At 69.9% G+C, this 7,953-nt stretch carries 6 protein-coding genes and 1 pseudogene; 1 reads left to right on the top strand and 6 read right to left on the bottom strand.

From position 1 onward, the window contains the following. Positions 1 to 429: 429 nt before the first annotated feature. Entirely contained in the window at positions 430 to 1,776 is a 1,347-nt protein-coding gene (locus AB0O34_RS35415; RefSeq protein WP_363923130.1) for an extracellular solute-binding protein, read from the top strand. Between the two features lie 67 nt (positions 1,777 to 1,843). On the opposite strand, the gene AB0O34_RS35410 is transcribed toward AB0O34_RS35415, so the two are convergent. The 6 genes and pseudogenes from AB0O34_RS35410 to AB0O34_RS35385 form a co-directional block, all read right to left on the bottom strand. Continuing rightward, positions 1,844 to 2,578 carry a DUF2306 domain-containing protein gene (locus AB0O34_RS35410; protein WP_363923128.1) on the bottom strand — a complete coding sequence of 245 codons (735 nt, stop codon included), beginning with the start codon at positions 2,576 to 2,578 and terminating at the stop codon, positions 1,844 to 1,846. 29 nt (positions 2,579 to 2,607) lie between these two features. After that, positions 2,608 to 3,681 carry a DUF2855 family protein gene (locus AB0O34_RS35405; RefSeq protein ID WP_363923126.1) on the bottom strand — a complete coding sequence of 358 codons (1,074 nt, stop codon included), beginning with the start codon at positions 3,679 to 3,681 and terminating at the stop codon, positions 2,608 to 2,610. A gap of 210 nt (positions 3,682 to 3,891) precedes the next feature. After that, positions 3,892 to 4,221 (bottom strand): YciI family protein, encoded by a 330-nt coding sequence (locus tag AB0O34_RS35400; protein ID WP_363923124.1) that lies wholly within the window; start codon positions 4,219 to 4,221, stop codon positions 3,892 to 3,894. Between the two features lie 169 nt (positions 4,222 to 4,390). After that, positions 4,391 to 5,989: an MFS transporter gene (locus AB0O34_RS35395; RefSeq protein WP_363923122.1), complete on the bottom strand. Its 1,599-nt coding sequence runs from the start codon at positions 5,987 to 5,989 to the stop codon at positions 4,391 to 4,393. A gap of 693 nt (positions 5,990 to 6,682) precedes the next feature. Next, on the bottom strand, positions 6,683 to 7,573 hold the full coding sequence (locus AB0O34_RS35390; RefSeq protein WP_363923120.1) for a prephenate dehydrogenase: 891 nt from the start codon (positions 7,571 to 7,573) through the stop codon (positions 6,683 to 6,685). Positions 7,574 to 7,603: 30 nt separating this feature from the next. Next, positions 7,604 to 7,953: pseudogene (locus AB0O34_RS35385) on the bottom strand (3-deoxy-7-phosphoheptulonate synthase); the annotation flags it as partial.

Genomic DNA, 7,953 nt, shown 5'->3' with positions numbered 1-7,953 from the left:
CGGAGACGCTGTGGGCGATGACCATGTGGCTGCCCGGGGCGACGGCGTCGCGCAGACCGTTCGGGTGGCCGCGGCTCTGTAGGTCGGTCATGTTCGTTCCTCCCGTGGCGGCCGGCGGCGTCGACGTCACCGCCCGACCGTTCATGGTCAGCTCGGCTACTCCAGCGTGCGTGTACGGCGATATGGGTGTCATCTCCGGGTGTGCTCTTTGTACGGGGGGCGGGATGTCGCCCCGCTGTTCCCGCACCTGGCGGCGGCGAAGCGGGAAAACAAAGCAACCGCAAAGATGCGGCGTCCTTCGCCGGTGACCAGCATTGGGCTCAGAAATCCAGGCAGTTTCGCGTCCGGCGAGCCTGGCCCCGCAAAGGCGGCCAGGCCGATCGTGCTGCGCGGGCCCGGCCTTCCTGCCTCTGATGAAAGGACGCGCACGTGGATGAGGCGAACCGCTCCGGCAAAATCGTCATCGACGCCTTGTTCTCCGAATACACGTTTCCCAACTTCCTCGACCCCATCAAGAAACGGGCGAGGGAATTCGAGGAGCTGTATCCCAGGTACCGCATCGAGATCGGCAGCTTCTACTTCCAGAACCTCGGCGAGGAGGTCTCCAAGGCCGCCCTGGCGGGCCGCCCGCCCACGATCGCGTCGTACTACAGCGGCGCGAGCGAGCTGGCACGCGACACGCTGACCCAGGACGGCAGGCCGCTGTTCACCTCGGTGGAGAGGGCCATCGGCGGGCGCGAGGAGATCCTCGGCCAGAAGGTCGTGCTCGGCGACATGGTCGCTGCCGGCCGCGACTTCTACACGATCGACGGCACGTTCTGCGCCATGCCGCTGACCCTGTCGACCATGCACCTCTACACCAACACGACGCTGTTGCGCGCGGCCGGCGTGCATGAGGTGCCGCGTACGTGGCAGGGCATCGAGGCCGCGTGCGAGGCGGTCGCCAAGCTCGAAGGCGGCCCCTCCCACCGCATCAGCTGGGCCAACGACGGCAAGTTCTTCCAGCAGGCGATGGCACAGCTCGGCGCCCCGCTCACCGACGGCGACAACGGCAGGACCGGCCGCGCGACGACAATCGACCTGGCCTCCCCCGAGATGCTGGCGTACGTCACCTGGTGGCACCGCCTGCACCGGGACGGCCACTACCTCTACACCGGCAAGACCGAGGACTGGGAGGGCTCGTTCAAGGCCTTCGCCGACCAGCAGGTGGTCTTCCGGTTCAGCTCCTCCTTCGACGCCCCGTACATGGTGAAGGCCGCCAAGGCGGGCGGGTTCGACATCGAGGTGAGCCCGACCCCCCACAACGGTGACATCCCGCTCGGGGGCAACTGGATCGGCGGCGACGCCATCTGGCTCGCCGACGGGCTGGACAAGGAGACCGAGGACGGCGCGCTGGCCTTCATGCAGTACCTGAACAGCCCGCGCAACGCCGCCGAGTGGCACAAGGTCTACGGCTCCTCCCCGGTGACGTACGGCGCGATCGACCTGCTGGAGCGGGATGGCTGGCTCGACGAGCACTCCTACCACCGGGTGACCATCGACCAGCTCGCCTCGACGAGCGGCTCACCCGGCGCCAGCGGGGCGATGGTCGGGCACTTCGCCCAGATCCAGCACGCCATGATGGACGCCATGGAGGACGTCATGGGCCGGGGCGCCGATCCGATCGAGCGGTTCACCGAGGCCGCCGGCCAGGCCTCCGGGCTGCTCGACGACTACGGCGCCAACTGCCGCGGTACGGGCCCCCGCGCCTCCCACTGCCTCCTCATCGACAGCTAGACCGGGTCCTCACACAGAGAACGGCCGGCGGGGAATCCCCGCCGGCCGTTCTTCTCGCAGGCGCCCTTCAGGAGGCGACCACCTTCTTGCGCGACGGGACGTCGAGCGGACGTCCGGCCGTGTGGTACAGCCACCACTGCACGAGCATGAGGTTGACGGTCCAGCCGATCCAGCGGGCCGCCTCGAGGTAGTAGGTGAAGCCGATGTCGAGGGCGAGCGTCATCCCGAGGTTGACGATCAGGACGCCCCAGATGTTGTTCATGACGAGCGCGAAGCTGTAGAGCATGAAACGGCGGTGCAGGTCGTAGCGCCTCTTGCGTGCCGTCACGTACCCGGCCACGGTCGTGCCGATCCACAGGATCGTCGCCATGGAGACACCGATCTGGCCGACGGGCGGCGCGAACCGCACGATGATCAGGCCGATCACGCCGCCGACCAGGGCCGAGACCACGTACACCCGGCCACTGACCCGGTGGAAACGCGGGTGGCGCTTGCGCAGCCACGGCCACACCTGGAAGACGGCGGTCAGGATCGCCAGCGTGCCGGTCACCATGTGGACGACCAGCAGGGGGTAGTACATCGGGAAGCCGTCGTGCGGCGGCGTCGGGGCGGTCCGCTCGGGCACGTACGGGCTGACCTGGTAGGCCAGGAACGCCACGACGACCACGAGCAGCGGGATGATCCAGGGGCGGCGCCACCACGTCGGCCGGGTGGGGGATGCGGCGGCCGGTGGGCGCGGGCGCCCCTCCGGTTCGCCGGCCGGCAGTGCGGGCGCGCCGGCGTTGTGCGTGTCAAGGGTCACGGTTGGTTCCTCCTGCTCGACGGGGCCCGTCAGGGACGGAATACGTAGCTCACGTCCGGGGGCTGCTTTCCGGCGAGCAGGGCGCCGAAGACGTCGGCGACGGCTCCGGGGCCCTGGGCGTGCCGGATGGTGAGCCACGACTCCGTGCTGTCGACGAATCCGTCCTCGGCCTTGGTGTAACGGGCGTGGTACTGCTCCGCGCCCTCGTGCTCGATGGCCTCCGCCTCGACCAGCGGGGTGAAGAAGAACTCCGGCTCGGGCCCGGGCAGCGGTGGCGGCTCGATGCTCGATCCGGGGTGGGTGAAACCGACCAGCGCGGTGTGGCGCAGGTCGGCCGCCAGGCGCTCGCAGACGGCGGACTGCCGGGCGGCGTCGCCGGTGAGGTCGACGAGCACCACCGGTCCGGTGGCGGGGACCGATGACAGCGCGTCGTAGGCGACGACCGTGTCGTACAGGCCGAGACGCTCGGCGAACGCGGCGTTGCCCGCCGAGGTGACGCCGATGACAGAAAGGCCGGCGCGCTCGGACGACAGCCGCTGCGCGAGCCCGGTGGCCACCTTGCTGGAGGCGCTGGTGACCACCACGGAGCGGACGCCGAGGGCGGCCTGCCGCTCCAGCATGCCGGCGAGGTTGAAGACCGCGGGGTAGACCGCGCGCAGGACGGCCCGGCGGTCGTCGCGGGCGTCCGGCTCACCGGCGAGCGTGTAGTTCCAGTACCACGGCGGCAGGTAGTGCAGCTGCGGCGTGGTGTCGGCGAACCCCTGGGGAGTGGGCTCCGGCGCCACCACGTGGTGGCTCGCCATCGGCATGAAGCCGTAGTAGCGGCTCCCCACGGCGACGCCCGGGTGGCGGGACTCCTCGACGCGGGCGAACCCCCAGACCGGCACCCGCCCGTAGCCCTCGGGGCCGGGGAAGGCGTCCCAGTAAGAGAAGCCGGGCTCGGAGAACCGCGCGTAGGTGACGTTGTTCGTCGTGAGGCCGAACCTCTCCACGGCGAGGCTCACCTCGCCAGGCTGGAGTGTGGGGGGCCGCGCGTCGCGGATCTCGCTGACCGTCAGGTCGTCGAGCTTGAACACCAGATCCCATCTGTGCGGCTGAGGCACTGGCATCTCCTAGGTACGTCGCGCGGTGAGTGCCGCCGAATCACATAGTTGTCCCGCGAGGTCAGGCGCCGCATCTCCTGGAGTGCGCCGTGACGGATCCTCGGTGGACCGCGCACGACGGAATAAAAAAGCATCGCCGCGGCGAGCCTCGGAAAGGCTCACCGCGGCGATGCCGCGTGCGGGTGCGGCCCGTGTGGACGGGCCGCGGGATCAGCCGAGCAGCTGACGCACCTCGATGCCGCCGCGCCAGGTGCCCGGGCTCTCCTTGGCGATCTCGACGGCGTGGTCGATGTCACGCGCCTCGATCACGGTGATGCCGCCGAGCACCTCCTTGGAGTCGACGAAGGGACCGTCGGTGACGCCGTCGCTGCGTACGGACTTGGCGCCCGAGCTGGGGTGCAGGGCGTAGCCGGTGACGATGCTGCCGCCGAGCTCGCCGATCTTGTCGGCGTAGATGCCGTGGGCCTCGAGCTCATCCCCGGGGGCTTCCGACCAGTCGGCGGGGGCGGGGGCGTAGAGGAGAATCGCGAACTGAGCCATGAGGCTCTCCTTCCGTTGTCGTCAACTTGATACCTACAACGAACCGGCCACCATCGCGCCGGCGTCCGCCGGGAGACGATGGTACGGCTCGTGTCGTCCTGCGTCCTGTGGTCGACGCATTCGGCCAGGCGTCTCGGGCGGGCCCCCCGGAGAGGCCCGCCCTCGACTCCTAGACCTTCTGGGCGGCCGGTACCTCGGTGGGCGTGGGCTCGGCCTCGGCCGGGCCCTCCCCCTGGCCGCCGGGAGCCTGCCCGAAGGGGGGCAGGTCCTTCAGCACGACCGCGTTGAGGATGGCGACCCCCAGGACGATGAGGGCGCTCACCGCGGCCACGACGTGCAGGCCGTTGGTGAACGCCTCGCGCGCGGGAACGAGGATCGCCGAGGCGATCTGCTCGGGAAGCGCCGCGGCGGCGGAGGTGGCGCCGGCGATGCTGTCGCGGGCCGCGTCGGCCGCCGCCGCCGGAAGGCCGGCGGGGATGGCGTCGGCGATCTGGCTGCGGTACACCAGGGTGCCGATGATGCCGACCGTGGCGACGCCCCCGGCGTAGCCGAACTCGTTGGCGATCTGCGTCAGCGAGGACGCCGACCCGGCCTTCTCCGGCGGGACGGACCCGACGACCAGGCCGACGCCCAGGGTCAGCAGGGGGCCGCCGCCGAGACACCAGATGGCGTAGCCCACGATCACGCCCGTGGCGCTGCCGTCCGAGCCGGTGAGCGTGATGACCACCATGCCGGCGACCACGAGCAGCAGGCCGCCCGCGATCAGCAGGCTCGGGCGGAACCGGCCGGCGAGCTGCGGGCCCACCGTGAGGCTGACGATGCCGAGGAGCAGCCCGGGCAGCAGGCCGAGGCCCGCCTGGAGCGGCGTCAGGCCCGCGACCGTCTGGAAGTACTGCGCGATGAAGAGCATCGTCGTGCCGGTGAGCGCGCTGTAGAACAGCATGCTCGCCAGCTCGGTGTTGAAGATGCGGTTGTTGAACAGGCGCAGGTCGAGCAGGGGCTCGCTCAGCGTGCGCTGCCGCCGTACGAAAGCCACCGCGAAGATCGCGCCCACCACCAGGGCCACGACCGGCACCACGGCCCAGCCGTCACGGGCCAGCTCCTTGACCCCGTAGATCATCGGCAGCAGCGCCACCAGGGACAGGACCACGCTGGCGATGTCGGTCCTGCCGGCCTGCGGGTTGCGGTACTCGGGCAGCAGGATCGGTCCCACCACCAGCAGCAGGATCATCGGCGGCACGCCGACCAGGAACACCGAGCCCCACCAGAAGTGGTCGAGCAGGACGCCTCCCACGAGTGGGCCGATGATGGCGCCGACCGAGAACGCACCGGCCCAGATGCCGATGGCGGACGCGCGCTGCTTGGCGTCCTGGAACATGTTGGTGATCAGTGAGAGCGTGGACGGACCGAGCGTGGCCCCGGCGATGCCGAGCACGGCCCGGGCGAGGATCAGCATGATCGGGCTGGTCGCGTAGGCGGCGAGCAGCGAGGCGCCGCCGAACGCCGCCGCGCCTATCAGGAGCAGTTTGCGGCGCCCTATGCGGTCACCGAGGTTGCCCATCGTGACCAGGAAGCCCGCCACCATGAACCCATAGATGTCGACGACCCACAGTTGCTCGATGCTGTTGGTGTGGATCGACGTGGTCAGGTGGGGCAGCGCGAGGAGCACCACGAACATGTCGAGGGAGACGAGCATGGCGGGGATGGCGATCACCGCCAAACCCACCCACTCGCGTTTTCCCGCTTTGAGTTGCACAGCCTCTGTCACGTTTCCTGTTCCTCTCTTCGTCGGCCGCGATCAGCGAAAAGGCGATTACCGAGCGAGATGGTGCGATTTACATGGATTTGCTCATTTCAGGCCGGATTCTCCGGGACAAGCGAGAGGGGGCGAACCGGCCAGTGACTCCTGACAGCGGCGCCCCCTTTCGTCGGGATCCCGGATTCGGTCGGTCACTCAGACGGCGCCTGCCGCAAGGGTTGTGCGCGGACGAAAGGCGTGCCCAAGGATCGCCGCGAAAGGATCCGGCGGGAGACGGAGCAGTAATCCCGTACACCCCGCGCCACGAAAGGCAGGAAAGCGGGGACGTTCGTAAGTCGCACCGACGAGGTCAGAAACCGGTCAGAGAAAGCCTTGAGGGAACCCGCCGACACCAGCCGACCCGAGATACTCCCGGCTCCACCACCGAAGCCGCCCACGGGCGGACCTCCCGGTGATGTCAAGCCAAGCCATCCACATGTCATGCCGGTCGGCACGCTCCTTCCTTCCGGCGGTACCCGGGCGACGACCGCCCGCCGATGCTCTCCACAGCATTATCTCTTCGGCCACGTGGTGAGACTTCTTCCAAAGTGCTCTTTCCCGTGGGTGGAAAATGATGGTTAGTTCTATTGTCGACGTAATTGCCGCATTCCCCGGTGACCATTCCGTGACATTCACCGGCGGCTTTCGCGGAGGCCTCTCCGGTCAGGCCGGCAGGCTCGCCTTCTCCACCCTGCGCGACGGCCACGTGTCGACGATGCGGTCGCGGCCCCGGTTGCCCCGCACCAGCAGGTCCGCGAGGGCGCCGGAACCGGCGTGGTCGAGGCTTCGCAGCGCGTGCGCCGCCTGTGAAAGCTCCCGCACCACCGTCTCCAGCACCGCGGCCACCGCGTCGGCGTTCTGTTCGAGGATGTCGCACCACAGGGCCGGGTCACCGGTGGCGATCCGTGTCGCGTCCTGCAGGCCCCTGCCCACCAGCGACAGCATGGTCTCGTCCGCGCCCGCGAACCCGGCCGCGAGCGCCGCCGCCACCAAGTGCGGGGCGTGCGAGACCGCGGCCACGACCCTGTCGTGCGTGCTCGCGGCGAGCACCTGCGGCTCCGCCCCGCACGCCGCGACCAGCCCGGCCACCGTGTGCAGCGGGCCCGCCGGCGTCAGAGGGTGCGGGCACAGGGCCCACGGCCGCCCGGTGAACAGGTCCGCGCGCGCCGCGAACGGCCCCGACAGCTCGCGCCCTGCCATCGGATGGCCGGGAACGTAGGTGGTGAAGTCACACCCGGCGAACTCGGCGTCGGCGACGATGCGGGCCTTGGTGCTGGCCACGTCGGTGTACACCGCGCCGAGCCCTCTTGCCTGCGCCTCCCGCAGCACGGCCGCGACGGTGGACGGCGGCGTGGCGATGACCACCACGTCGGCGGGGGGATCGTCCGGCGCCAGCGCGACCCCGGCCCCCATCAGCTCGGCCTTCGCGACGACGTCGCCATCGCGGTCGGACAGCGCGACACGGATGCCCGCGCGCCGCAGCGCGAGCGCGATCGAGGTCCCGATGACGCCGCTGCCCAGAACGGAGACGCGGTGAAGTGTGGACGGATACATCAGCCCTCCCGAAGTGCCCTGGCCGAGCTCTCAGCCGACCAGGAGCTCCCGCTGTGTGGACAGCTGACGGCCCATGAACTCGCTCAGGTCCTTCATCGTGTGCGCCAGCACCTCAAGGTCCTCCGCGACCAGCGCCTGCGGCCCGTCGCACAGGGCGATGTCCGGGTTGGGGTGCACGTCGACGATGATGCCGTCGGCGCCCGCCACGATGGCCGCGCGGCTGAGCGGCAGGACCAGGTCGCGGCGACCGCCGGAGTGCGAGGGGTCGACGATGACCGGCAGGTGCGACAGCCGCTGCACGACCGGCACCGCGGAGATGTCGAGCGTGTTGCGGGTCGCGGTCTCGAACGTGCGGATGCCGCGCTCGCACAGCACGATGT

The organism is Sphaerisporangium sp. NPDC088356, assembly GCF_040685555.1.
Lineage (GTDB): Bacteria > Actinomycetota > Actinomycetes > Streptosporangiales > Streptosporangiaceae > Sphaerisporangium.
Note: the sequence above shows the minus strand (reverse complement) of the source record. Positions and strands in the feature narration are given on the sequence as shown.

Excerpts from the sequence above, each read along its gene's own strand:
- AB0O34_RS35400 (WP_363923124.1), bottom strand. The coding sequence starts at position 4,221 with ATGGCTCAGTTCGCGATTCTCCTCTACGCCCCCGCCCCCGCCGACTGG.
- AB0O34_RS35390 (WP_363923120.1), bottom strand. The coding sequence starts at position 7,573 with ATGTATCCGTCCACACTTCACCGCGTCTCCGTTCTGGGCAGCGGCGTC.